Origin of the sequence: Botrimarina colliarenosi, from assembly GCF_007859955.1 — a bacterium.
In the GTDB taxonomy this organism is placed as follows: domain Bacteria; phylum Planctomycetota; class Planctomycetia; order Pirellulales; family Lacipirellulaceae; genus Botrimarina; species Botrimarina colliarenosi.
Genome location: NZ_SJPR01000009.1, coordinates 1 through 25,061 on the forward strand (window position 1 = coordinate 1; position 25,061 = coordinate 25,061).

General features: G+C 63.9%; 17 protein-coding genes. 7 read left to right on the plus strand and 10 right to left on the minus strand.

Annotation, left to right across the window (positions count from 1 at the left end; all coding sequences use genetic code 11):
* Positions 1-347: 347 nt before the first annotated feature.
* The 5 genes from Pla108_RS19495 to Pla108_RS19515 all read right to left on the minus strand — a co-directional run bounded on the left by Pla108_RS19495 (position 348) and on the right by Pla108_RS19515 (position 6,439).
* A complete protein-coding gene (locus tag Pla108_RS19495; RefSeq protein ID WP_197526726.1) occupies positions 348-776 on the minus strand; it encodes a hypothetical protein in 429 nt (142 codons plus the stop codon).
* 52 nt (positions 777-828) lie between these two features.
* Positions 829-1,962, minus strand: a complete 1,134-nt coding sequence (locus Pla108_RS19500; RefSeq protein WP_197526743.1) for a DUF1559 domain-containing protein — start codon at positions 1,960-1,962, stop codon at positions 829-831.
* 187 nt (positions 1,963-2,149) lie between these two features.
* Positions 2,150-3,661 carry a hypothetical protein gene (locus Pla108_RS19505; protein ID WP_146446662.1) on the minus strand — a complete coding sequence of 504 codons (1,512 nt, stop codon included), beginning with the start codon at positions 3,659-3,661 and terminating at the stop codon, positions 2,150-2,152.
* 223 nt (positions 3,662-3,884) lie between these two features.
* Entirely contained in the window at positions 3,885-5,111 is a 1,227-nt protein-coding gene (locus Pla108_RS19510) for a PEP-CTERM sorting domain-containing protein (protein ID WP_146446663.1), read from the minus strand.
* Positions 5,112-5,362: 251 nt separating this feature from the next.
* Entirely contained in the window at positions 5,363-6,439 is a 1,077-nt protein-coding gene (locus Pla108_RS19515; RefSeq protein ID WP_146446664.1) for a LacI family DNA-binding transcriptional regulator, read from the minus strand.
* A gap of 259 nt (positions 6,440-6,698) precedes the next feature.
* Here Pla108_RS19515 and Pla108_RS19520 point away from each other — a divergent pair, with 259 nt between their 5' ends.
* The 3 genes from Pla108_RS19520 to Pla108_RS19530 all read left to right on the plus strand — a co-directional run bounded on the left by Pla108_RS19520 (position 6,699) and on the right by Pla108_RS19530 (position 11,563).
* On the plus strand, positions 6,699-7,724 hold the full coding sequence (locus Pla108_RS19520) for a glycoside hydrolase family 130 protein (protein ID WP_231934562.1): 1,026 nt from the start codon (positions 6,699-6,701) through the stop codon (positions 7,722-7,724).
* A gap of 99 nt (positions 7,725-7,823) precedes the next feature.
* A complete protein-coding gene (locus Pla108_RS19525; RefSeq protein WP_146446666.1) occupies positions 7,824-9,695 on the plus strand; it encodes a sodium:solute symporter family protein in 1,872 nt (623 codons plus the stop codon).
* A 14-nt stretch (positions 9,696-9,709) separates the two neighbouring features.
* A complete protein-coding gene (locus Pla108_RS19530; protein WP_146446667.1) occupies positions 9,710-11,563 on the plus strand; it encodes a cellulase family glycosylhydrolase in 1,854 nt (617 codons plus the stop codon).
* Here the strand turns inward: Pla108_RS19530 and Pla108_RS19535 are convergent, their stop codons facing one another.
* The 5 genes from Pla108_RS19535 to Pla108_RS19550 form a co-directional block, all read right to left on the minus strand.
* Positions 11,564-13,285 (minus strand): glycosyl hydrolase, encoded by a 1,722-nt coding sequence (locus Pla108_RS19535; protein ID WP_197526727.1) that lies wholly within the window; start codon positions 13,283-13,285, stop codon positions 11,564-11,566.
* 283 nt (positions 13,286-13,568) lie between these two features.
* Positions 13,569-14,702 (minus strand): glycoside hydrolase family 53 protein, encoded by a 1,134-nt coding sequence (locus Pla108_RS19540; protein WP_146446669.1) that lies wholly within the window; start codon positions 14,700-14,702, stop codon positions 13,569-13,571.
* A 27-nt stretch (positions 14,703-14,729) separates the two neighbouring features.
* The gene (locus Pla108_RS19545) at positions 14,730-15,740 is read right to left on the minus strand and encodes a DUF1559 domain-containing protein (protein WP_197526728.1); all 1,011 of its coding nucleotides are present in this window, start codon (positions 15,738-15,740) and stop codon (positions 14,730-14,732) included.
* 20 nt (positions 15,741-15,760) lie between these two features.
* Positions 15,761-16,711 (minus strand): hypothetical protein, encoded by a 951-nt coding sequence (locus Pla108_RS21105; RefSeq protein WP_197526729.1) that lies wholly within the window; start codon positions 16,709-16,711, stop codon positions 15,761-15,763.
* A gap of 44 nt (positions 16,712-16,755) precedes the next feature.
* Complete coding sequence (locus Pla108_RS19550) at positions 16,756-17,481, minus strand: hypothetical protein (RefSeq protein WP_146446671.1); 726 nt, start codon at positions 17,479-17,481, stop codon at positions 16,756-16,758.
* A 470-nt stretch (positions 17,482-17,951) separates the two neighbouring features.
* Between Pla108_RS19550 and Pla108_RS21110 the strand changes: the two genes are divergently transcribed.
* From Pla108_RS21110 to Pla108_RS19570, 4 genes are all read left to right on the plus strand, one after another.
* Complete coding sequence (locus Pla108_RS21110; RefSeq protein WP_197526730.1) at positions 17,952-18,527, plus strand: sigma-70 family RNA polymerase sigma factor; 576 nt, start codon at positions 17,952-17,954, stop codon at positions 18,525-18,527.
* Positions 18,527-20,314, plus strand: a complete 1,788-nt coding sequence (locus Pla108_RS19560; RefSeq protein ID WP_146446673.1) for a LamG-like jellyroll fold domain-containing protein — start codon at positions 18,527-18,529, stop codon at positions 20,312-20,314. The genes Pla108_RS21110 and Pla108_RS19560 overlap by 1 nt, the downstream gene beginning before the upstream one ends.
* Positions 20,315-20,399: 85 nt before the next feature.
* Positions 20,400-21,773, plus strand: a complete 1,374-nt coding sequence (locus Pla108_RS19565; protein ID WP_146446674.1) for a glycoside hydrolase family 53 protein — start codon at positions 20,400-20,402, stop codon at positions 21,771-21,773.
* Between the two features lie 58 nt (positions 21,774-21,831).
* Entirely contained in the window at positions 21,832-25,023 is a 3,192-nt protein-coding gene (locus Pla108_RS19570; protein WP_197526731.1) for a glycoside hydrolase family 2 TIM barrel-domain containing protein, read from the plus strand.
* Positions 25,024-25,061 lie beyond the last annotated feature (38 nt).

The following is a 25,061-nucleotide window of genomic DNA, read 5'->3' on the forward strand; positions in this document are numbered from 1 at the left end:
AACGGAACCCAGGAGAGTGAGCTGATGCAGGCGGCCGCGCAGACCCTGTGAGGGGGTCTGCGGGCCGCTCCCCTACCAAGCCGGGGCACGCCGGAAAACTATGTGCGCAACTTGACGGACACTACCACGACACACGGTCTTGTTGAGATTCCTCTGGCGACAGATCTCTATGGCAACCGGGTAGCTGAATCCCCCTCCCCCGCGTGGGGAGGGAAATCGGACGACTGAGTCGACACGGGAATGTCAACACGACCTCGGCAAGGGGTAGGCAACCGTGGCGGATTGTCGCGTGCGTTGTAGCACGCGGAGAATCGACAAATCGTCCCTACTCACGGGCGAGCAAGAACTTACTTTGCCGGCCGCGGCACGACGATTTTGAAGGGCGTCTCGGCCGTGTCGACCATCAGCGGCGTTGTCGCGATGTTCGTGTAGTCGGTGTCGACGAGCGAGTTGCCCTTGTCGTCGACGGCGAACATGATCGCCACCTTGTGCTTGCCCGGTACAAGGCCGTCGCCCGGCTTGTAGCTGGTGACCGAATCGAACCGGCCTTCGCTATTGAGGTCGGCGCCGCCGGCGCGGGGGTGGGCGGTCCCTTTCGCCTCCGCCATCGGCTTGAAGATCACCTTGCCGACGGTAAGCGGTTCGCCGTCTTCGAAGTGGACGCTGCCGCTCGCGGCGACATAGGCGAACGGGCTGCCGTTGTTGCAGCCTAGAGACGCACTAAATAGCAGAGCCAAGGCAGCCGAGGCGGTCAAACCACGTCGAGGATTCCGCACGTTGATCTCCATCAGCGTCAGAGTTGGTGTATGCCGAGCAGCGAAGCGTCCACTATTCAAGCGACATCACATAGCCGTCTCTCGCGACGCAGAGGCGTTGCCAGGTGGCGAAGAGCTCGGGAGACGTGCTGCCATCGGTCGCGATGCCGCCGATTTTACTGGCAGCCGAGCCCTGGAAGGGCTGGACCCCCGATTCGATGAAGTCGGAGACGAAACGCACGCTCGCGTCAGCGAGGGCTGCATTGACGCCACCCGGGTGGAGGCTGCGAACGATCGACTGGCCGCTCCGCTGGTTGTAGCCGATCGACATGCATTCGGTTGCGAACGCCGGCTTGTTTTGGCTAAGCACCGTCCCATCCATCAAGATGTCGTCGTCGTTGACGCAGTCGTTAATCGTCGTTGATCCGTTGGTGGCGTGACGGCAGTGCCAGCTCGAGCCACACATGCCCATCGCCCAAACGCCGCGACGATCTTCGGGCACGAGGCCGACCCGTAGTTCGGCGACCATTAGCGTCTTTGAGGTGCCGTCAGTGATTTGCCCTATCCGCAGGCCTTTGTTGATGGAACTAACGCCGACATTCCAGTCGTCCGCATAGGGGCGACCCTCGGTGTCGGTGTCCTTCCAGCTGTCGGGCCAGAACTGGATGCCATTGAGGCCGTAGTTGCCCCGCGCCCAGTTGCCGTCGGTGCTGCCGCTAACGATGCCACCACTCCCCTGCCGTGTGACCGATCCCGTAAAGGGGTTGCCGGCGCCCAGGTCACTTGGACAGAGCATGACCGCCAACTCGGCGCCCCGCTCGCTCCAGTCGCCCGCTTCGTCTGGTCCGGCGCCGTCGCTAATCCGTGCGTTAGGCACGTCGAGATCAAAGCGGTCGAAGAGATTCTGTTCCTCCAGAAAGGGGAGCGTCAGGATCGCCCAGTTGGGAGCCAGACGGGTGTCGACACCGACCGTCGGGGACTCGGTCTTCACCAGCGGGGGGAACTCCCCGTTCGTGTCGTGGTAGTTGTGCAGCCCGATCGCCAAGTTCTTGAGATTATTGACGCACTGCGTGCGACGGGCCGACTCCCGCGCGGCTTGCACCGCGGGCAGCAGCAACGCGACCAAGATACCGATGATCGCGATCACCACCAGGAGCTCGACCAGCGTGAACGCCCCGAGCGAGCGGCGCCGAGTCAACTGACACATACCTCTAGTCCTCCGAGACACCGCTGTTGTAAACCGCTTCTCGAACATGAAATAACCCGGAAACCGATGGCTACTTTCTTAACGCGGCTCTTAGCCACAACGCGATCGCTTCTTGTAGACATCACATGACTTAAGCATTGGATTCGCGTCGCCGCTGTTCCAATGGAAGAAACTTCCCCGCTAGCAATTAGCGATCAACACGCGACCGCATCGCGATCGAGGTGACTGCAAAGGCAATCAGGACCGCCGCCGTCGGCTCAGGAACCGCTGCGATGGCGGCTTCGGCTACGATCGACCGCACACGGAAATTGTCGATCGTGAAGACGACGTCTTCCGAGAGGACACTCATGTTGCTCGCCAAGTGGAATGTCAGATAGCCGGTGTCCTCGTAGAGGCCGACGTCTGTGATCGACATGCCGTTGGTATCGCTCCCTCCGACATCAACAAATTGCGACAACTGCAACTCGACGGTTGTGGGTTCACCCGACCCGATACTGGCGAACGGGATTGCGCCAGCGTTGTTCTGGAAGAAGGGATCGCCCGTGTTGCTCGGACCGCCATCGGCCGCGATCGCCATGTGCAAAATCAGGTAGCCGGGATTGTCATTCGGGAACTGGTCTTCGACCGTGACATCGAACGCGATCGCGTAGGCGTCGGGGTTGTTCAGGGCGGTGACGAGTTCGTCGATCCGAGCCTGGACGACGGGATCGGGACCTCCGCCAACGGCGCCGTAGTTGTCCGACCACGCTGTGTAGTCGGCGGCGCCGACATCGCCCGTGGCGCCGGGGTCGCGGTTGGGCAGCGCGAACGACATCCCCTGGTTGTCTCGCCAGACGGTGTAGTCGGCGGCGTCGACCGACCCGTTGTTGCTGTAGTCACCGATCGGCGGGGTGCTGTTCGCGAAGGCGTCGAGTGAGAAAGCGGTGCCCCATTCAAAGCTGTTGGCGGTGGGGTGACGCGTGATCTGGAGGGCGTTGACGCCGTCCGTCGCGCCGATGGCCGGACTTCCGACCGATCCCTGGCGGACCACCACGTCGTGGGCGCCCGCCACGATCGGCGGCGCGTCCCAACCCTGCAGGTCCGCGCCGTTCTCCCAAGAGAAAAGAAGGGTGTCCAGAAGCGTCGGCGGCTCCGGCGACGTGCTGACGGTCGCCATAGCGCCGTCGTAGCCGCCGAGGAACTCGTCCCCGCCGAAGAACTCGATGCCGAACGACGTGATGTCAGACGGGTCACCGCCAAGCGACGTGATCTGCATCGGAGTGATCGAGAAGGTGACGGGACTCGCACCGAGCGTCAGCGCCTGGCCGTTGCCGGTAAAGATCGAGCCCCCCGCGGAACGGACAAACACCTGAGCGCTGATGTTTGGCAATCCTTCCGGAGCGATCACCGGGTTGCTGAGGGTTAACGAGAACGCGTTGAGGCCCGTGAGGTCGGCCGTCACCGGCGCCTCGACCGCGACGCGGAAGAGGTCGTCGTTGATGTCGTAGTCCGTTTTGAAAGTCAGCGTGGCGGCGTCCGATCCCGTAGCGGTCAGAGCTTGGAGCGCCGCCATATCGGGGTCGGGATTGTCGATAAAGTCGGCGAAAGCCAGGTTAAGGAAGTCGGCCTGGCTGGGGCTGAAGATCGTCTGGGCCGCCGCTGGTGCGGCCAGCGCGGCGCTGACGATCAAGGCCAGGAGGGGCTGCGTCTTGCGGGTCATGGTCGTCGCCTTCTAGGGGCTGAGCTGCTCCGGAAAGCCGCGAATGCGGCAGATAAGTCGTTCCAATCTCCCGAAGGAGGAGCAAGGCAATCGACGCCGCCCCACCCCGGTAACGGCAGCCGACTGTCCTTCTCTCCGGCCGGCACGCCGGCGCCCATGTGGGCGCCGAGGCGCCGGTCAGATCGTCTACACTGCGAAGTTGCTTTAACGCCGATAAGTTGCTTTAACGCCGACGGACGGCGGAAGCCGCCAAGCCGACGATCAGCACGAGCGCGGCGGAGCCGGGCTCGGGAATCGTTGTCAGGACAACGCTCTGGACCTGGATCTGAAGGGCTCCGCCCGCGTGCGGGTCGAGGTTCAGGCCAATCCATTGCGTCAGGTCGAGGTCGCCGCCCGCACCGAGCGCCGCCAACGGGAACGAGAGCGTGTGGTACGCGCCGTCGGCCGTTAGCGTCTGGCTCGTCCCGCCATAGTTGAAGGCGTTGCTGTCGGCTCGGTCGGCGTACTGGGCGAAGAACTGCACGCCCACCTCGCTGGCGCCGCCGGCTCCGGCAGTCGCCTTCATGGTGACTTCGGCGAAATCGTAGTTTGAGATATCCAACGGGCGGGACGAGAAGTCGACCGCAAGGGCGTTGCCGTTGCCCCACGCGACCGCGCCACCCGACTCGTCACCGGGGTCCCCCGTGCCGCCGAGGTCGACCCAGCGGAGGGCGCCACTGAGCAGGCTCAGGCCGGCTTGGCTATCGGCGGCGCCGCCGCTGATTCCGAGCTCGTCGAACTTCACGACGGCGTTCTCAAGATTCGCGGGCGACAAGGAGTAATCGGCGATGACGCGTTGGGACAAGCCTGGACCAACCGAACGCAACTCGCCGAGTTCCCATGTCAACGGTGAGGCCTCGCCGCTGCCGAAGATCTGCACGCCGATCGCCCGGACGAACTCCAACTGGTCGGCCGAGATGCCCGAGCCGGCGAAGCTGACCGAGACCGTGCTCATGCCGCCGGGATCAACGGTAAACGAGCTGCTCGTAAAGAAGCCGCAACAGCCCGACCCGTCGTCCGGCTGGAAGAAGAGCTGGCCGCTGATGCTGTTCGCGCCGTTGTGGGAGATGTCGAGTTCAAACTCGGTGAGACCCAAGAGGTCTGTGCCGCCGGCGTCGAAGAAGCCGCCCGACGCATTCGCGGCCGATTCCTTAGCGACATTGAAGCCATCACTGATGGCCCAGTCACTGCCAGCAACCGACTCGGTGACGGTCAGGACGCCGTCGGTCGCATTGCTAAGCGTGGTGGCGCCGGCGCCAAAGCCGTACGACCAGCCTTCGACGCTGTCTCCGAGCGCCGAGCCGAAGGAGTGATCCCACGTGTAGAGCACGCCCGGCGACTGGGCCGACGCAAGACTTGCCGCCGCCGCCATGCTGACAACCGCTACGAACTTCAATCGATGCAGACTCACTGGTACTTCTCCAACAGATAAGGGAAGAAGGTTCGCCCTCGTGACAACAGCACTCCGCACGAACTACCCGCGCGTCTCGGCGGGGCCCACGCTACTGCCGCACTTGCGGGCCTAACTTGAAAAGCGACTTGAAAAGGAATGCCACGGACCTCGTCCGCGGGCTGTTAAACTACTTGAACATGAAGCTAATATCGCTTCAACCCTTTGTCCAATGGAATCATCTGATTTTTTGGCGACCGGGAAGGCGGGGGCTATTCCACGGCATCCGCGGCGGCGGGACCGGTCGAGTCGCGGAGGATCAGGTCCCCGTCGACACGGACGTTTGAGAAGGGGCCCGCTCCGGCGTCTCCGTCGGAGGACAACCGGCGCAAAACCAAAGACGCCGCTTGATCGCCGATCTCTCGCGCACGCTGTCGCACGGTTGTCAGCGGTGGCGACATGGTGGCGGCGAAGTCGAGGTCGGCGAAACCGACGACGGATAGGTCTTCGGGGATGCGTACCCCCAGTTTAGAAGCCGCTTGGTAGACGTACGCGGCTTCGTGGTCGGTGGCGGCGAAGACCGCGGTTGGCCGGAGGCGACTGCGGAGGAGTTGGGTGGCGACCTCGGCGCCGTTGTTCCCCTCGGCGTTCAGGCGCCAGACACGCAATTCGGCCTCGGGACACCCCCGCTCGATCGCCGCTTCGAATGACTTACGTCGCTCGAGCGCCCATGTTTGCGCGGGGGTCTCGCGGGTGCTGATAACGGCAATCCGCCGGTGCCCGAGGTCGAGGAGGTGCTTCGCGACCATCGCTGTCGCCGACTGCTCGTTCGTTGCGACGGTGTCCCAGAGCGGTTGATCCGGGTGGTGATCGATCGTGACGATCGGGACGGCGCGGTCGCGAAACTCCGGCAGGTGCTCGCGGTAAGCCATGCCAATGGGGGGCCACAGAACGAAGGCGTCAACACGCCGGTCGAGCAGCCGGTTGATCAACTCGAGGCCCCGTTTCTCGTCGGCCTCGAACTGGGGCATGTGCTCCAGGTCGCCGATCCAGACCGTGATCGGCAAGAAGTCCGCCTCCGCGAACCGGGCGTGAATCCCCGAAAGGACGGCGATCCAGAACGAGTCGTAGGGCGGGATCATCACTCCCACCGTGCGGGTCCGACCGGTCTGAATACCGTTGACCAGCAGATTGGGCCGCCAGCCGAGTCGCCGCGACGCTTCGAGGACCCGTTGGCAGGTCTCTTCGCCGAAACGCGATTCTTCCCCGCGCAGGATGCGAGAGGCGGCGCTAATCGAGACATTCGCCGCTTCGGCGACATCTTTGAGACGGGGAACTCGCTTTGACATTCGGCTTACTCTAGCTGTCTGCTCGGAAAGCCGCCAGGAGATCGGTCGGCTTGAGAGGAACCCAAGACCCGCTGATAAACTACTTGAGCAGGTCGCTCGCGTTGGTTACGCTCACCGGAAGTGGAGAGTCGCTACGGCGCCTAGCGCTGGGCGACGCCCTCTCCACGGCAGACCCCCTCTTCTACCGCCGGTGACAACCGCGGCAAGCATTGGATCGGCGGGCTCCTCCCGTCTTCTCCACGTAAACGAGGCAGCGACGGTGGCAGAAGCACTCGGTACACGAACCGTCTCGGGCGGCTCGACGAATGGCTCGGTAGGACCGGCCATCCCCTGGCAAGATCGGCCGGCGGGCAGCAAGGCCCTAGTCTGGCGTCACCGCGAGAACCCCGTGATTCCCCGGGCGCCGATGCCAGGCGTGCAAGGGATCTACAACAGCGCCGTGACGCCTTTCGGCGACGGCTTCGCCGCCGTCTTCCGTCTTGAGAAAACCGACCGCTTCCCCCGCTTGCATGTCGGCTGGAGCGAGGACGCTCTCGATTGGCAGATCGAGCCCGAACCGGTTGTGTTCTCCAACTGGACCGACGCCCCCAGCCATTACGCGTACGACCCCCGTGTCACCGCGATCGACGGCGAGTACATCGTCCAATGGTGCGGCGGCCACAACGGGCCGACGATCAGCCTCGCGCGCACCAAAGACTTCCGGACCTTCGAGCGACTCGAGAACGCCTTCCTGCCGTTCAATCGCAATGGCGTGCTCTTCCCGCGGAAGATCAACGGCAACTACTACATGCTCAGCCGTCCGAGCGATAATGGGCACACGCCGTTCGGCGACATCTACCTGAGTGAGAGCCCGAACCTTGTGCACTGGGGCCGGCACCGCTTCGTCATGGGCAAGGGGGGCGACCAAGTCGGCCAGTGGTGGCAACGCACCAAGATCGGCGCCGGCCCGGTGCCGATCGAGACGCCCGAAGGGTGGGTCATGATCTACCACGGCGTCATCGACACCTGTAACGGCTTCGTCTACAGCATGGGGGTCGCGATCCTCGACCTCGACGAGCCGTGGCGGGTCCTCTACCGCACCAACCAGCACGTGCTGACTCCCGAGGCGCCCTACGAGGTGTCGGGCCACGTGCCGAATGTGGTGTTCCCCGTCGCCGCGCTCCATGATCAGCCGACGGGCCGCCTCGCGATTTACTACGGCGCCGCCGACACCTGTACCGCGCTCGCTTATACGAACCTCAACGAACTCATCGAATTCACTAAGGCGAACTCGGCGGTCTTTTAGCCGAGCCGATTAAAGCCATTGCGGACCGGCGCCGAGACGACCTCGGCGTCCCGTTGGCGGCTGCGCCGCCCCCCTGCCCTTGCCGCTGCACGGAATCGCATGAACGGCGCCCACCCGCTCGACCTAGCGATCATCGCCGCCTACGTGGCCGCAACGGTCGCTATTGGGTTCTGGATCTCGAAGAAGGCGTCGAAGAACCTCCGCAGCTACTTCCTCGGCGGCAACGCGATCCCCTGGTACTTCTTGGGGCTCTCCAACGCCTCGGGCATGTTCGACATCAGCGGCACGATGCTGATGGTCTATTGGCTGTTCGTCTACGGGATGAAGAGCGTCTGGATTCCCTGGCTTTGGCCGGTGTTCAACCAGATCGTGATGATGGTCTATTTATCGGTCTGGTTACGCCGATCGGAGGTGCTGACCGGCGCCGACTGGATCCGATTTCGTTTTGGCGACGGACGCGGCGCCCAGCTGGCCCACTTGGTCGTGGTTCTCTTCGCCTTGATCAACGTCGTTGGGTTCCTGGCCTACGGGTTTATCGGGATTGGGAAGTTCGCTTCGACGTTCATTCCGCTCCAACTCGCCACCGACCCGGCAACCAACGCCAACCTGTGGGGCTTGGCGATCACGGCCCTGACGACGCTCTACGTCGTGAAGGGGGGCATGTTCAGCGTCGTGTTCACCGAGGTTCTGCAGTTCGTCATCATGACCGCCGCGTGCATCGGCGTTGGCGTCATCGCGATGCAGCAGGTCTCGCCCGAGATGGTCGACGCCGCGACGCCCGACGGCTGGCGCGACTTGTGGTTCGGGTGGCGGCTGGACCTCGACTGGTCGGGCGTGATGGAGGCCGCCAACCAGAAGATCACCGGCGACGGCTGGGAGCTTTTCTCGCTCTTCGTGGGCCTCTGTCTGTTCAAGGGGGTGCTCGCCAGCATGGCCGGCCCGGCGCCCAACTACGATATGCAGCGCGTGCTCTCCGCCCGCACGCCGAAAGAAGCGGCCCTGATGAGCGGCTTCGTGAGCCTCGTGCTGCTGGTGCCGCGTTACATGCTCATCACCGGCCTGACGGTCCTCGCCCTCGCCTTCTTCTCCGACAAGCTCAACGGCATGGGGGACCAAATCGACTTCGAGCTGATTCTTCCCTTCGCGATGCGCGAGTTCATCCCCGTCGGACTCTTTGGGCTTTTGGTCGCGGCGCTCTTGGCGGCGTTCATGTCGACCTACGCGGCGACCGTCAACGCCGCCCCCGCCTACGTCGTCAATGACATCTATAAGCGCTATTTCAACCCCGACGCCAGCGACAATACTTATGTCCGGATGAGCTACGCGACGTCGGTGATCGTCGTCCTCGCGGGGACGGCGTTTGGCTTCGTCATCAACGACCTCAAGAACGTCGTCAACTGGATTGTCGGCGCGTTGTATGGCGGCTACGTCGCGGCCAACCTGCTGAAGTGGCATTGGTGGCGGTTCAACGGTTGGGGCTACTTCTGGGGCATGACCGGCGGCATCGGCTCGGCGATGGCGATCGCTGTGGTTGTCGAGAACTACCCCCGGCTCGGAGGCTTTGAGACGAACCTCGCGTTGTTTCCCGTCACGCTGGTCGTCTCGCTCATCGGGTGTGTCGCCGGCAGCCTATTGACCGAACCCGACGACCCCCAGGTGCTGCGTGAGTTCTATCGCAAGGTGCGGCCGTGGGGCTGGTGGGGACCGGTCCGAGACCAGTTGCTCGCCGAGCACCCCGACTTGCAGGCGAATCGCGACTTCCCACGCGACGCGGTCAATGTCGCCGTCGGCATCGCTTGGCAGACCTCGCTAACCGCTCTCGGCATCTTCATCGTGCTCAAAGACTGGCGTAGCACGATCATTAGCCTGGCCGTCATCGCCGTAACGAGCCTGGTGCTCAAGTTCAACTGGTACGACCGGCTGCAAGACTACCCCGAGGGCGTCACCCCCGCGGTTGGTGCGGCCGACTAACACCGAAGGCTCGAATGCGTTCGTTCACTCGTCTCACCTACGCCTTCCTTCTCTTTGCCTCGACGTGGACCATGATGGCCCCGTTAACCGCTTCCGCCGCCGAGGACCCGATTCCGTTCGTCACGGCACGGGGCGACCGGCTCTTCGAAGGGGATCAGCCGCTGCGGTTCGTGTCGTTCAATATCCCCAACTTGCACCTGGTGGAAGACGCGATCGAGTTCCTCGGCGAGTCGCCTTGGCGGTGGCCCAACGCTTTCGAAATCGAAGACGCCCTCGATACCATCCGGCAAATGAACGGCCGGGTCGTGCGGACCTATGTGCTAAGCGTGCGGCGTGAATCGTCCGACATGGGCGACTGTGTCCACGTCACGGCCCCGGGAGAGTTCAATGAAGCGGCGTTCGTCGCGCTCGACCGCGTACTACAGATCGCCGGCGAGAAAGGGGTCCGCGTAATCCTCCCGCTGGTGGACAACTGGCACTGGTGGGGTGGCGCCGAGCAGTACGCCGCCTGGCGTGGCAAGCCCGCCGAGGCGTTTTGGACCAACCGGCAAGTCATCAACGACTTCAAGCGGACGATCGCCTACGTCGTGAACCGCCGCAACACGCTCACGGGACGCCTCTATCGAGACGACCCGACGATTCTCGGCTGGGAGACCGGCAACGAAATCAGTCCGACTCCGGCGTGGACACGCGAGATCGCCGCGTACCTCAAGTCGCTCGACCCGAACCACCTCGTGATCGACGGCAAGTCGCTCGACGGCGTGGTCTCCGAGTCACTCGACGATCCGAACGTCGATGTGATAACGTCGCACCACTACCCCGACCGTGGTGAGGACGTCCCCGCCGCCATCGCCAAGGCGATCCGGCAGACCGCCGGCAAGAAGCCCTATTTCGTCGGCGAAGTCGGCTTTCTGCCGACGGAGGAGATCGCCGCCATTGTCGACAAGGCCGCCGGCTCGCACTGCGCGGGGGTGTTGCTCTGGAGCCTGAGGCCGCACCGCCGCGAGGGGGGGTTCTACTGGCATTCCGAACCGATGGCGAAGGGCCGCTACAAGGCGTACCACTGGCCCGGCTTCCCGTCCGGCGACGGCTACGACGAGAGCGACCTGTTGCGGCTGGCTCGTGAGTCGTCGTTCCGAATGCTCGGCGAGCCGGTCACGCCGCTGCCGACGCCGTCGGCGCCGCGGCTCCTGCCGATCGACGACCCCGCCGCCGTCTCGTGGCAAGGTTCGACCGGCGCAAGTCGCTACAAGATCCAGCGGGCGTCCGCCAAGGAAGGCCCTTGGCAAACGGTCGCCAAGAACGTCTCCGACGCCGCGATCCCCTATCGACCGCTCTGGAGCGACACCGACGCGGCGATCGGCTCAAGCTCGTACTACCGCGTCATCGCAGGCAATGCGGCGGGCGAGTCGGCGCCATCGAATGTGGTCGGCCCCGTCACCCAGCGTGAGTCGCTTGTCATTGACGAGTTCAAGAATCTCGACCTCGTAGCGACCGTGCAGGGTGACGCCACCCTCGTGAGTGACAACCCGCGGGCGGTCCAAGAGGACCGCAATCGACTTCTCCTCACTCCTGGCGCAAGCGTGACCTACGAGGCGCCGGGAATGGTCACGAACGTCATCGTCTTTGCGTTCTCAGCCGACGACACGGCGCCAGAAATCGATCTGGAAAGCCCCGACGGTACGTCGCAACCTTCAAGCGACTATCAAACCGATTCGCCCCGCCGTCCGGCCGGCGACTACGGGTATCTCCGACCGACGCGGGTCACCGCGCGGTACGACTCCTCTAGCGGATCGCGAGTCACGATCACGGCGCCGTCGGGAAACATCCAGATCGGCCGTGTCGAGATCCGCTGCGCCAACCGTTGATTAGCGACGCCGATTGCGCTGCCCGGTCGCGCCAAAGCACACAAGTACGAGCATTGCCAACGCCCCCGGCTCTGGCACGGCGACACCGTTCGACTGCCCGTAGTTGTCGCGCCACACCGTGTAATCAGCGGCGTTGACGATTCCGTCCCCGTTGCCGTCGGCCGGCGTCGCGCCGGTGAGGCCGTACAGGTCTCGCCAGACAAGAAGATCGTTGTCATCGACCGAGCCGCTGCCGTCGTAGTCGCCGGGCAGCGATGTGCCGAATTGGCGCCACGGCGTGACCGGCAGTTCGCTGAGATCGATCACGTCGTCGTCACCGACGATGCCTTGCACCGTGGCGGCCGACTGGTCGTTCGTTAGGAAGTCTTCGTTCCAGGGGAGCATGTAGCTAAACGCGACTCCGTAGCGTTCGAGCACCTCCTCGGGCGGCAGCGAACCGGTTTCCGACAACGCGATCATCTTTTCGCCATCGAACTCCTCGAGCAGCTCGAGCCACTGCGAACTCATGTTGTTATCGGGCTGGTCGCTGTAGACATCGACGCCGACAATATCGACCACGTCGTCCCCCGGGTACCACTCTTGCCAGTTCGACGCGTCCACCTGCATCGTGGAGACCCAGATCAGGTTGTCGAGGCCGTGCACGTTGGTCATGCGGTCGTACATGATGCCCCATAGTTCTTTGAGGGCGTCGGGACCGCTGTCGCCCCACCAGAACCAGGCGCCCTGGTCGTTGCCCTGCGCCTCGTGCAGCGGGCGCCAGAGCACCGGGACGTCGGCCGCCTCGAACTTCTGCAACTCGGAGGAGATGGCGTCGATGTCGCGGATCAGCAGCGAGTACTCGTTCGACGAAGGGTTCGCTAGCGCCGCGCCGAGGTCGAAGGTCGTTGCGTCGGTGTAGAAGCCGCGCCACCACTCGCGCCCCGGCTGGTCGATGAGCCCACTCGGCGCGTTCCAGTGCCACATGAGGCTCACGACACCGCCGGTCTGCTGCGCCCAACTGACGAGCCGCTCTGACTCGCCGTTGGCGTTCGCGCCATTCTCGACCCGCGACGGCGAGTAGTCCGTCAAGTCGCCCCCCACCACGGCCGGGAAGATCCCGCCTGTGTGGCTCAGGACGCCTGCCGTCATAATCGCGTTGGGGTTGTAGTACTCCCGCTGTTGGCCGAAGAGCGTTTGCGAGCCGTACTGCTCGGTCAGGTAGGTCATCAGGTAACGGTTGTTCGGTGTTGCAGCCGGATTCGACAGCACCGGGTTCACCGGCAAGGGCTGTCGGACCTGCGCGGAGCGGAACTCGAAGTAATCAACGTCGTAGTACCCCCACCCCTCGCTGATCTGAATATCGATCGGCGAGTTCTCCAGGTAAAACAGACCGCCATACTCCTCGGCGAAAGACGAGGACTCCGCGAACATGCCCGAAGCCGATTCGCCGCCGACCGAGAGCTCGTACCCCTTGTCGCCATACGGGGACCGGTAGCCGATGTAGAGGTCATAGAGTCCGTTGGGCAGCATCGCTCCGACCGTCAGCCGATCGACCACCGCGTCCTGATTCGGAAATCCCGTTACATAGCCCGTCCCCGAGAAGCCAGGAACCGACGACGCCACTCGGGTGTTGCCCGTGCCGCTAGCGGTCGTAATCGCGCCGGTCTCTGCCTCGAAGCGGAAGGACTCGGCGTGGGCCGCCCCCCCAAGGCCTATAAGGGCCGCGATGCAGAGTGTTCGCACGACGGGACCACTTGGTTGGTCAGGAAGAGATCGAGAAAAGTACAGGCAAAACGGCAACGTCGTCTTGCTGAATTCAAGTAGTTGAGCATATCAACACCGCCTAGCGACGACAACCAACTGGTCGCCCCAAAAACGGCGACAACTAGGTACGATCGACGGTCGTCTAGTGCAGCGCAAAGAAACGTCGATACGGATTCGACGACTCGAATCTTGAGGACCTCTGCCAGCGGCGACCGGACAGAATGTCTCCGACGGCCCTACTGAAAGGCCCTACTGAAAGGCCCTACTGACCGGCGCAGTCGGCCGGCAGAGGAGGCTGGACACGGCGCGCTACCGGATTCTTCGACGGAAGACTCTCTTCGACGATTCGATCGGCGTCGAAAACAGTGAGGACCGGCAAGGCGTCGCCGTCGTCGTCGAACATCCCGCGGCTGTAGATGGGTCCCTTCGGCACGGCTGGCTCCCACCAAAAGACTCCTCGGCCCAAGCCACCGGGCGTGGCGCGGACCGCCTCGGCGACTTCCTCTAGAAAAGCCCGTTGTCCCGCGGGTGACTCTGGGAAAGGGCCGTCGCCGTCGGGATACTCTGCTCGACGCCAGTTGTAGGCGGCTTCGACCACGATGATTGGCTTCTTGAAGGTCTCCGCCATGAACGCCAAGTTCGTCCGGAGACCATCCAGCCCGCCGTGCCACCACGGGTAGTAGGATTGGCCGATCACATCGAATCGGATGTCGTAGTCGTGACAGCGTTTGAAGAAGTGCTCGGTTGCCTCGCGGTCGCCGCCGCGGTCGATGTGCATCATGATCAGCGGCGAGTCGGCGCCACCCGCGTCGTGGACGCCGGCGACGCCCGCCCGGAACAGGTCGGCGAACTGCGGCCATCGCTCGGGCAACTTGCCATCGGGCCAGAGCATGCCGGCGATGACCTCGTTACCGATCTGCACCATATCGGGCCCGGCGTCCGCTGCGCGCATCGCGGCGACCGATAGGCGGGTGTGTTCGCGCACCGCGGCGACCAGCTCGTCATGCGACTTATGCCGCCACGCCTTCGGCAGGAACTGCTTGCCGGGGTCGGCCCACGTGTCCGAGTAATGGAAGTCGAGTAGCACCTTCATGCCGAGGCTCTTCGCCCGGCGCGCTTGTTCGATCGTGTAGGCGAGGTCGTTCGGCAGGTGGTCGGGCGTGTGAAACAGTCTTAGGCGGACCCAGTTGTAGCCGTGGTCCTTGAGGATCTCGAGCCCGGCGGCGGCCACGCCACCGTCCTTGAACACCGCCCCCTGCGATTCCGCGTGGGCGAGGAACGAGACATCCGCCCCGATTGCGAAGCCGAGTTGATCGACCTCGTTGATCGCCGCCGTTCCCTGTTCCGCGATCACGGCGCCCGCAATGAGCCAACAGCCGATGGTCAGTAGCAACATGATCGCGGGCGTCCGGCGAGAGCCGGCTCAATCGAGGGAGCCGACGAGGCCGTCATTGCGAGAGGCGTAACTGTACAGGACCTGGAGTTCGCCTTCGGTGCTGACGAACCTCCCCGATCCGTCGGCCAGAGCGAAGTGAGTTCCGCCCGGGTGTTCGCTGCCAAAACTCAGATCGTTGTGGCAGGCCTTGTCGTCGGTGACATTCGACTCGTTCGAGCGCTCGAGGATCGGCCAGCGTATCTGGGCGGAGTTGTGGACCCAGAAGCCGTCGCCCGCCTCGGACATCGCCCACTCGCGGTACGCGTCGTCCTCGTAATCGCCGCTCCAAGACCCCGAGCCGAGGTACCAAGGTCCGACGCCAACATCCTGCGAGAAAGGCCAGGAGACTTCGCCGACAAGGAACGTCTTGCTCGTTCCGTCGACGATTTGTCCATTCCGCACCGCGCTGAGCGGGTACATGACGCCGTTGATGGCGTGCCCGCCGCGGGCGTCGGGCAGGAAGCAGCGGTTCACCTTGGCCAGGGCGCCCTTGCAGGCGGTGATCGTGAAGGGGTCGGTCCCGGGGCACACGTCTTCGTCTTTCGCGCCGTTGACGGCGTAGTAGTGGGATCGCTTTTGCGTTTCGATTACCTCCTCACTGGTCCCGTTGAAGATGACGGTCGGCTCGGGCTCGGACCGTGACGGGCAGCGGAGGAACTCGACTTCAAAAGGCAGATCCGCGTCGCTCGGCCGTCGCGTTAGATCAAGCTGGTCGAAGATCGCATTCCCTTCGTAATAGGGGAGCGTCACCGCCAAGTAGCTGAAGGAGCCATCGTTCATCGACCCCGGAAAGACCTTCCGAGCCGATTCGAAGTTGAGCACCGCCAGGCCTAGCTGACGGATTTGGTTAACGCACTGGGTGCGCCGCGCGGCCTCCCGGGCCGCCTGCACCGCCGGCAGCAACAGCGCGACGAGCACGCCGATGATGGCGATCACGACCAGCAATTCTACCAGCGTGAATCCGGCGGCGGAGTTCGTTTTTTTCTCGGTTTGCCTCATTCGCTCCATTCCTTCGGTTCTCACCGCACCCGCCGGACGACCAAGCCTAAGACAACCATGCCGGCCGACACCGACAAGCTGCCCGGCTCGGGAACGGTCGTAGCCACCGACACAGGCAGGGTGAAGACATCGCCATAGTGAAGAGCCCATTCGTCGTAATCCTCGGGGGTCACCATCCCTTCCGTGACGGTCTCGTTCGGCAGCGCGACGCTCTCTCCGGACTGGTCACGCCAAACGGTGTAGTCGGCGGCATCGACGACGCCGTCGTCGTTGTAGTCGCCAGCGAGCGGCTCCAGGTTGTAGTAGGCGAGGAAGCTCGCGTCGGCGTACGGCGCGTTGAAGGTGGCGAGGTAACTCTCCGTCGTGAGGTCGTTGATAAAGTTGCTGGCGGCGTACTGGTACTCGCCATCAGGATCGCCGTAGTCCGCCTCCGGAACGTAGACCTCCGAGCCCGGCTCCGTCTCGACATAGCCCACAATCATCGACGGGACGAGCGCCGGCGTTAGCAACCCGCCGGACTCGGTAACGTAAAGCGCCGCATAGTCCGTGAAGTAGTCGAGCTCCAAACCATCGAAGTTGAACGTGAACGGGTCGCCAACGGCGGTCGAAGCCGAGCCGTTGATCGCGTTGGTCGATAGACCGACGATCGCGGGGTCTTCGGTGGTCAGGCCCGTGAGGTTCACGAAGTAGTTGCTGACGATCGCCAGTCGGAACGGTTCAGCGACTTCCTGGGCTCCCTCGATCAGACCCGCCTTGAAGAATTGGAAGCGGTCGAGCGACACCGTTTCGCCGAACTCAAGCCCGGGGTCGGGTGACGGGTCGAGGTAGGGCGAGAATCCCTGGGCATAGAGCACGTTCCAGTTGCTCCAACCTGAGAAATCCGTGACGAACGTCGGGCCGGCGGCGCCGCTAGCCAGCGGCATGCCGAGGAAGGTTGCCGCCAGGAAGGCGACGATCAAAGGACGAGTCATGAGAAGTCGCTTCTCCCTAAGGGGACGACGAATCGAAAGAGGTTCTAAAGTGACAGCCGCCGACAGACCGCCGAAGCCCCGAGGATCGCCACCAGGACGAACGTCGAGGGTTCCGGGACGGTGTCGAAGACGGCCTCGAAGCTGGCGTCTCCGGCGCGTCCGAACGCGGCGAAGTAGCCGCCATCGATGAAGTTGCTCGTGGTGTAGTCATACTGGTCGAGCCCGCCGTAGTTCGGGCTGGGGAGGTACACGCCGCTGCCAGGCGAGTCCTCGACGTAGTCGGCCGTGAGAGCGGAAACAAGCACGGGCGTCAATTCGCCGCCGCCCCCCACATTGACGAACACCGCGCCGTAGCTACCGCCGTAGTCGAGACTCAAGCCGCTGAAATCAAACGTGTACGGGTCGCCTGTCGCCAGCGCTGCGGTGCTCGCGACCGTGTTATCCGACAGGCCGATCACCTCGGGCGACGCGGTCGTCAGTCCGACCGACAAGTCGGTGTAGAAGGACGAAAGAATCGCTAAGCGGATGTCGCTGGCGCTGTCCGCAACGCCCGACTTGTAGAACGTGAAGGCGTCTAGGGCGACGGTGTCGGTCGCTGACAGCCCGGGGTCGGGACTGGCGCCGATCGCAGGCGAGAATCCCTGGCCGTAGACCGTGTTCCACGAGCCTCCCGGATTCGAGATCGAGAACACGGCAGCCTGGGTCGGCGACCCCGCAAAGGCGGCTCCCGCCACGAGGACGAGTGCGAGTGCGAGTCGACAAGAATTCATTAGGTGCGTGCTCCCGGAATCGAGAAGTGAGAAGTGAGAAGCAAATACAGGAAGAGGATCGAGATTATCCCGAATCTGTCGGCCGTTGATTGTCGGTCGCCAGTTTCGGTCGCCCGTCGGCGCCGGCACTGCGAAGCAGGCAGCCACTGTCGATGAGAAAAGGTCGTGTGAAAATGCGCCGCGTCCGAAGCGGTCGCGCCTCTACAGGTAGATTCCCCGCCCGCCCTCCAGGTCTTAGCCAGAAACGGCCAATTTCAGCCAAATTCGAGGGTGTTGATCGTCAGCAGGGCCTTTCTCGGCCAATTTGTGATAAGAATCAGCGACTCAAGGGTAACGGAGTAGTAGGGAAACAGCGTAAGGAAACGCGGCACGGGCATAGCTTTCCCCACTCGTCTGGCAGAATCGTCGGCGTAGTGCTGATTGGCTGGGGCGTTCGCCCCCGACGGGCGCGGGCGAATCACCGCGATGGGATGACGCTAGACCAACACGAGAACGAGCGGTCGCCGCAAAGGGAAGACGCGAACGGCGCCGGCGCCATGCGCGAGTTGGCCCGACTGTGGGTGCGCTCTTACCCGGCGATCTCGGCATTCATCACCGCCAACGTTGCGGACGCTCATCACGCAGAAGACCTCGTTCAGGAAGTCGCCCAGGTGGTCGCTGAAAAATTCTCCGAATTCGACCAACAACGTTCGTTCGTCTCGTGGTCGCTGGGCATCGCTCGACTCCGTATCCTCAAGTACTACCGCACCCAGTCGCGCGACCGGTTGGTGCTCAGCGAAGAAGCCCTCGTGCGGATCGCCGACGCGCTAGAGCACGTTGACGTCCACGCCGAGCAACGGCGCGACGCGCTCCGGCACTGCCTCGGGAAGCTCAGTGGGCGCCGCTTGACGGCGATCGAGATGCGGTATCGCGATGGCCTCAAGGTTTCGGACGTCGCCGAACGGCTCAAGACGTCATCGTCCGCCATCTCCGTGATGCTCCACCGGGTGCGGCAGTCGTTGATGGAGTGCGTACAGAAACGACTCTCTGGGGCGGAGACTCCTTAATGAGACAAGAGAACGAACTCGCACGGCTAGCCAGCCGCTACGTCGACGGAACGATCACCGGGCCCGAACTCGCCGAGCTGGAACGTCGTGTCCTCGTCGAAGACGGAGCGGCCGAGCGACTGTCGGAGTGGTGCCTAATGCACCGCCAGATCGTCGATATTCTTTCCGAAGACCGGCTGCACGACCTGATCGATCAAATGCTCGTCGGCCGCCCGGGCCCGCCAAGAGGTGTCTTTTCCGAAGTTAACCAGCGGCGTTCCAGACCCAAGACCCGCCCCGGGATCAACTCACGCTACCTAAGGATTCGCGCGATGTGGCCGGCCGGGCTGGCCGTAGCCGCGGGAGTGGCGGGGCTGGCCCTGTTCTTCTGGTGGAGGCCGACCCTGCTGCGAGTGAATCCTCTCGCGGCGCCGGCGTTCGCGAATCAGCCGAACGAATCCGCGGCTGCCGGCGCCGAAGGGCGGGCCGCCGTTGTCGCCTCACTCACCCAATTGATCGACGCCAGCTGGCGATCGCCCGAAGCGGCGCTCGAGCAAGGCCAACTCATCGCCGCCGGCGGACGGGTTCAGCTCGCCTCGGGACGCGCCAAAGTCACCTTCGACTGCGGCGCCGAAGTCGTGCTCCTGGGTCCGTGCGACTTCGAGCTGCAGAGCAGCATGGTCGCCATCCTCCACTCGGGACGCCTGACGGCCGACGTGCCGCGCCGCGCCTTCGGCTTCGGAGTGCTCTGCCCCGGTGTCGACCTCGTGGACCTCGGCACGTCGTTCGGCGTGAATGTCGAGCCACATGGCGAAACCGAGCTGCACGTTTTCAAGGGCGAAGTGCTCTGCAGCCCGAATCAGCCGCGCCTCCCCGGCGCGCAGAGTCTGATTCACGTGGTGGAAAACGAGGCGAAGCACTTCAGCCGCGACGGCAGCGACAGCAGCGTGGGCGACATCGCGATGGACGTCGACCAGTTCGAGTCGCTCCTGGCCTTGCGGCGTTCGGCCACGACGGCGCCCGCAGGGCTTGCCTCGCAGCGGCTCGCCCTGTGGCTGGCGGCCGACCGTGCGGTGGTGACCGACACGGAGGGCCGCGTCATTAATTGGCCCGACCTCCTCTATGGCGACAATTCCGCGGCCGAAGACGCGCTGCAGCCCGACCCCGACGCCCGGCCACAACTCGCGATCGACGCGATTAACGGGTTGCCCGCGGTCCGCTTCGACGGCGACTCCGACTTCCTGCTGACCACGCCGCTAGAGACGACCGACGACCAGACGGTTGTTTTCGTCTGTCAATTCACAGCGAGCGCTTTGGACGACGCCCGCACTTGGGGCGGACAGATCATCAACTACGACGGACCGCCGAGTCGCTACCTCAGTGACACCCTCGAACCGGGCGTGCTGCAAATCGGCGAGCCGCTGCTGGAGGCAGACTTCCGACCGACGCTGCTCACCAGCCAGGTGTTCGCCGGATTTGTCGGCGCCACGACGGTCGAAGCGGGCCGCGTCGACGGCTTGGAGATCGGCGTTGGGCGTCCGACGCTCGTCGCCTACACCTACAACTACGGCGCCCAGAAGAGCGAGTTGAGGATCAACGGCGAGTTGGTCGGCACGGCACGGGCGTTCGCTCCGCAGGGGATCACCTCGCGAAAGATCATCGGCCGCCACGCCTGGATGCAGTTGTTCTTCCACGGCGACTTGGCGGAGATGCTGATCTACAACGAGGCGTTACCGAGCGGACAACTCCGCGCCACGTCGCAGTACTTGGCCGACAAGTACGCCATAGAACTGCATGCGTCGCCCTAAGGTGGGGCGGCGTTTCCCTCGTCGAACCGGCGCCCTTCTGTTAACGCAGCGGCGGCGATAGCTGCGACCTTGTCTCGAGGCCTGGATGTTACACTCTTCAACTCAAACCGACCGCGGCGTCGGAGCCGTTGGCTGGGCGCTCGCCGCGTGGCTCGTGGTGTCGGCCTGCCCTGTCGAGGCCTTCATGGCGGGCGCCGACATCTCAGGGCTGCCGGTTTTCGAGGACGCGGGAATCACCTACACCCATAACGGCGTCGCGGGTGACGCCATCGAGATCCTTGCCGCCCATGGCGTTGGCTGGCAGCGGCTCCGCTTGTTCGTTGATCCGACCAACAGCTCCGACGATTTCGTCGTCAACGACTTGTCCTACACGATCGACTTAGCCAAGCGGGTCAAAGCCGCCGGGGGCAAGGTGCTCTTGGACCTGCACTACTCCGACACCTGGGCCGACCCCGGCAAGCAAAACAAGCCGCAGGCGTGGGAGTCGTTGAGCCAATCGCAACTCACCGCCCGCGTCCACGATTACACCCGTGACGTCCTCGCGGCCTTCAAAACCGAAGGGGTCGCTCCCGAGATGGTGCAGGTCGGCAATGAAGTCTCGAACGGCATGCTCTGGGACGACGGCTACCTGTGGGGTCCGGGGTCGAACGAGCCGCGGCTCGACCGATTCGCGGAGTTGCTTACCGCCGGCATCAATGGGGCCAAAGAGGGCGCCGGCCCCGATGACGAGCCGCTCATCATGGTCCACCACGACCGCGCCGATCTGTGGGCGAGGACCTCCTACTTCTTCGACGAACTGATTGAACGCAACGTCGATTTCGACGTCATCGGCTACAGCTACTACCCCAAGTGGCACTACGACCCCAGCACGGGCGCCGGAGGCCTCGACGATGTCGCCGAAAACTTGAACAACTCGGCACTCGCCTACGGCAAACCGGTGGTGATCGCCGAGACGGGATTCGCGTCGCGTGGCGCCCAGTGGGAGCCGACCTACGAGTTTCCCGTCACCGAAGAGGGCCAGCGGCAGTTTCTCGAAGCGCTGGTCGACACCGTGCAAGCCGTTCCCAACGGGCTCGGCGGGGGCGTGTTTTGGTGGTTCGCCGAGGCGGTCCCCGCTTGGCCCCTCCGTGTGTGGGAGGGAGGCCGCTACGGCCTGTTCGACGAGAAAGCCGACTTACTCTCCGCGGCCAGCGTCTTCGAGGAGTTCCTCATCCCAACCTTGCCGGGCGACTTTAACAGCGACGGCGTCGTCGATGCCGCCGACTACACCGTTTGGCGAGACGGCCTCGGCGATACGTACGAACTCGGAGACTACGGCACCTGGGCCGACCACTACGGTCAGACGATCGCGGCGCCTCAGTCCGCGATCCCTGGGTCCGCCGTCCCCGAGCCGCCAGCCGTGGCGCTCGTGCTTCTCGCGCTCGCCGGGTACGCAGGACGCCTGCGCACGGCGAGTTAGACTGAACTGCCGCTCAGCGCCATCCATTGCGTCAGTCCTGCCCCCTGATTTGAACCACATGTTTAAGCTGGCAAGCCTCTGTGTTGGTCTCTCTTTCGCGACGTCGGTCGCAACGATCGCGGTCGCCGGCCCCCCCGACTGGGAGAATCCGGCTGTCGTCCAGATCAATCGCCAGCCGGTGCGGGCGACCTACACGCCCTACGCCTCGGCAGAAACCGCGCGCGCTGGCGGGGAGTCTGAGCGGGTCGCCAGTCTAAACGGACGTTGGAAGTTTCACTGGGCGCCAACTCCCGAGCAACGCCCGACCGGGTTCCACCAACCCGGTTTCGACACGGAGAACTGGGACGAGATCGTCGTGCCCGGCAACTGGCAGACGCAGGGCTATGGCGTGCCGATCTACACGAATGTCCGCTATCCATTCCGAAAGGCGCCGCCGCGGGTGACGCTCGACCCACCCGAGGACTTTACCCAGTACAAGCTCCGCAATCCGGTCGGAAGCTACTCCCGCAATTTCAAGCTACCCAACGACTGGGAAGGTGATCGCGTCTTCTTGCTTTTTGGCGGCGTGAAGTCGGCGTTCTACGTGTGGGTCAATGGCCAGCGCGTCGGCTACAGCCAAGACAGCATGAGTCCCGCCGAATTCGACGTCACCGAATTCCTCAAGCCGGGCGAGAACCTGCTCGCAGTAGAGGTCTATCGGTGGAGTGATGGCAGCTACCTCGAAGACCAGGACATGTGGCGGCTTTCGGGCATCTTCCGTGATGTCGATCTCGTGGCCCGGCCGACGACTTGCCTTTACGACTTCCATCTCACCAACGAAATCGCAGCGGACCACTCCTCGGCGACGATCCGTGCCGCGGTCGGTCTCCGCAATTTCTCCAACAACGGCGCGGAGGGGCTGACCGTTGCAGGGACGCTCTACGACCCCGACGGGAGACCGATCGCCGAGGCGTCAACGGCTCCGGCCGCCGTCACCAAAGCGGCGCAAGCCGAGCTCCGATTCGACATTCCAAAGCCGCGGCTGTGGTCTGCCGAGACCCCCGAGCTCTACCGCGTCGTGCTGACGGTGCGAGACGCCTCGGGCGATGTGCTCGAGGCGATCCCTTGTCGGTGGGGGATCCGCACGTACGAGCACCGCGGGAAGCGGTTCTTGGTGAACGGCCGCGAGGTCAAGCTCAAGGGCGTCAACCGCCACGAGCACCACCCACGCACAGGCCGCTACATCGATCGGGCGACCATGGTCCGCGACGTCGAGTTGATCAAGCGAGCCAACATCAACTTCGTCCGCACCAGCCACTACCCCAATGATCCGGTCTGGTACGAGCTCTGCGATGAGTACGGCCTTTACGTCATGGACGAAGCGAACCAAGAGAGCCACGGCTTCGGCATGGGCAGCCGAACCTTGGGCGACGATCCGCTGTGGGAGTTGGCCCACATCGACCGCGGCGTCTCGATGGTCGAGCGCGACAAAAATCACGCCTGCGTCGCCATCTGGTCGCTCGGCAACGAGGGGGGGGCGGGCCGCAACCTCATCGCAATGCGGGCCGCGATGGAGAAAGCCGACGCCACACGGCCCTATTTCTACCACGCCGACCCGCGGGTGAGCGACTGGGTCGACATCGATTACCCCACGGTGGCCGAACTCGACCGCCATTTCTCCAAGCCGCACGACAAGGGCGTCTTGGTCCGCGAATACGCCCACATGATGGGGAACTCCGGCGGCAATCTTCAGGAGCACGTCGACGCCCTCTACCGTTACGACGACTACGTCGGTGCGGCCATCTGGGATTGGGTCGACCAAGGCCTCGCTAAACCGCTTGAAGGAAAGTTGCGCTACGGCGACGATCCCGCATCGCTCGAGCTACGCAAGGGCGAGTTCTGGGCGTACGGGGGTGACTTTGGCGACCAGCCCAACGACCGCGACTTCTGCCTTAACGGTCTCGTCGGCCCCGACCGCGACCCGCACCCGCACTACTACGAAGTCCAGAAGGTCTACCAACCTGTCAGGATGGAGCTGTCCGATTCGGCCGGCGCTATCCGAGTATCGAACCGCTACGACTTCACCAACCTCTCCGCGTTGCGGTGGCGCTGGGAGCTGCTCGCCGATGGCGAGCGCGTCGACGGGGGCGACGTAACGCCGCCCGCTTGCGGCCCGGGCGAGTCGGCCTCAATGCCGATAAGCGCTTTTGCGAATCTCCCTGCGGACGGTTGCGAGTACGCCGGCGCCGTGTACGCCGTCTTAGCCCAACCTTGCAGCTGGGCGCCGGCGGGATTCGTCGTCGCCCGCGAGCAGTTCCTGCTAAGAACCCCGCAGCCCACTAAGGACGCTCAATCACCGCTGATCCCGGTGTCGGTCGAGGACAACCGGCAGGCAGCGGCGGGCGCTCTGAAGTTGACCGGACCGCAGGGCGATTCGTTCGAGTTCGATCCCCGCACCGGAGCGCTAACGGCTTGGTGGAGCGGCGGCCGCAACCGACTCGCCCGCCCGCTCGAGCCTTACTTCTGGAAGCCCACGAACCGCAACCAAGCCAACAACGGCTTCGAGCGGCGCCTCGGCGTTTGGAAGACCGCCGCCGAAGAACGGAAATTGATTGGCTCCCGGCAGAGCCGTCGCCAAGTCGAAGGCGAGGTCGTTGAGTTCCTTTTCAAGCTGCCAGTCGCCGACTCCCACCTCCGTCTGACGTACGCCCTCCTCCCATCCGGGCAGTTGCATGTCATCGCCTCCTACCAGCCGGACAATGCCGGCGAGGCGCCGTCGTTGCCAAAATTTGGGATGAGGCTTGGCTTGGCTGCCGATACCGATCGTGTCGTGTGGTATGGGCGCGGTCCCCACGAGAACTACGAAGACCGGAACTCGTCCGCGCTGCTCGGGCTGTACGAGACGCCCTTCGAGGCTTTCCCCACGAAGTACCTGTTCCCCCAAGACAACGGCGCTCGCACCGACGTCCGATGGCTCGAGCTACGCGACTCCGAAGGTGGGCTGAGAATCGAAGGACGGACGCCGCTGACCCTCCGAGCCTGGCCCTACACCGAGGAGGACCTTCGCGACGCGACCCACCCGCATGAGCTGCCGCAGCGGGATTTTATCAACGTCAATATCGACGCCAGGGTGCACGGCGTCGGCGGCGACAACAGCTGGGGTAAGCAGACGATGTCCAAGTACACCCTTCCTGCCGACCAGCCTTACGAAGTCGACTTCGTGCTGCAGCTGCTCGATTCGGAGCGTGGCGAGCCGGAACCGAAGGATTGAGCAGCTCTGGACCAAGATGTCCTCCAGCCCACGATTCG